Consider the following 1,757-nt stretch of genomic DNA (forward strand, 5'->3'; position numbering starts at 1 on the left):
CAGTTATGACGATCCTGCTGATGCCGGGCGTAAAGATCTGACCTCTGTTGATACAACCACTAGCGGTTATCACCAGGAGGCGCTGGTGCCGCTCAGTTCAGAAACGCATGCCGGTGAGGATGTCAGTTTGCATGCGCAAGGCCCCGGCGCACAGTTGGCTCAGGGTGAAATTGAGCAAAACAGTGTCTTCCATATTATCAGTCGTGCACTGGGCCTGATGAGCAACAATTAACAGGAGATAATCATGAAATTTAATATTCTATATATAAGCGTGCTTGCAGGATCCTTGTTGTTATCTGCCTGTGGTACAGATGACAAAAGTAAAAAACCTGAAACATCAGACAAAACTGAATTAACAAATATTGAGTTATCAACCACATTAAACAATGACTGGCATAAGCAATCATTGAATAAAATAGCAGCAACGGAAACGGCTATTGCTGCTATAAAAAATCAAAAATCCGCAGCTAAAAACATCATTCTTTTTGTCGGTGATGGCATGGGAATATCAACGGTTACCGCTGCCCGTATCCTTGATGGGCAAAATAAAGGTAAAAGTGGAGAAGAAAACACATTAAGTTTCGGTGGCTTTCCATTTACCGGGCTGGCAAAAACCTACAACGTCGATGCGCAGACACCGGATTCCGCCGGAACGATGACCGCCATGATGTCAGGCATCAAGACTGATGCCGGAGTTATTGGTGTTGATGAAGATGTTGTTCGTAGTGATTGCAGTACCGTAGCCGGTAATGAAGTAGTAACAGCGCTTGAGCTGGCAGAAATAAAAGGTTTATCAACCGGCGTCGTTTCAACCGCACGAATTACCCATGCCACACCTGCGGCAACCTATGCGCATGCGGCTGACCGGAACTGGGAAGACAATTCAGATATGCCTGCTGCAGCCCAGAACGATTGTGAAGACATTGCCTCACAATTGATTAATTTTGAAAAAAATCTGGAGCAGCGCTACAGCGGTATTGATGTTAATGGCATTGAAGTTACCTTCGGCGGCGGCCGTCGCCACTTTTTGCCAAAAGATTCAGCCTATAATTCCGGTGATCAGGTCAGCAGTACAGAAGGTGACCGCACAGATGGCCGCCATCTGATTAATGAATGGAAAACGCAATACAACAATGGCGTTTATGTTTATAACCAAAGTGAGTTTGACGGCATAAATACCGAAACTACAGAACGGGTTCTTGGTCTTTTTAATGAATCCCATATGCGCTATGAAGCGGATCGCAGCAATGATACCGCTGGCGAACCATCCCTGAGCGAAATGACCCAAAAAGCCATTAATATTCTTAATAATAATGACAAAGGTTTTTTTCTGATGGTTGAATCCGGACGCATTGATCATGCCCATCATGCGGGTAATGCCTATGGTGCGTTAAATGAAACCATTGAGTTGGCCAGAGCCGTTAAAACAGCAACAGAAAATACCAACCCGGAAGAAACCCTGATTCTGGTTACAGCAGATCACGGCCACGTATTCACCATTGCCGGTTATCCGAAACGTGGTAATCCGATTCTGGGCAAGGTTGTGGGTGTCAATTCCACAACACCGGCCCTGGCTAATGATGGCCAGCCGTACACCACCGTGGGTTATATGAATGGGCTGGGCTTCCGGGATCTGGGCAATGAAACAGACTCCGATGTCAGTTATGACGATCCTGCTGATGCCGGGCGTAAAGATCTGACCTCTGTTGATACAACCACTAGCGGTTATCACCAGGAGGCGCTGGTGCCGCTCAGTT

Annotated in this window: 2 protein-coding genes; both read left to right on the plus strand. The window is 46.4% G+C overall.

Annotation, left to right across the window (positions count from 1 at the left end; genetic code table 11):
* Positions 1 to 232: alkaline phosphatase (locus LGT44_RS17670; RefSeq protein WP_230333664.1), on the plus strand; the 232-nt coding region annotated here is incomplete at its 5' end.
* Between the two features lie 267 nt (positions 233 to 499).
* On the plus strand, positions 500 to 1,757 hold a 1,258-nt coding region (locus LGT44_RS17675; protein ID WP_230333665.1), incomplete at its 3' end, for an alkaline phosphatase.

The sequence above is a fragment of the Thalassolituus alkanivorans genome, from assembly GCF_020447205.1.
Lineage (GTDB): Bacteria > Pseudomonadota > Gammaproteobacteria > Pseudomonadales > Oceanobacteraceae > Venatoribacter > Venatoribacter alkanivorans.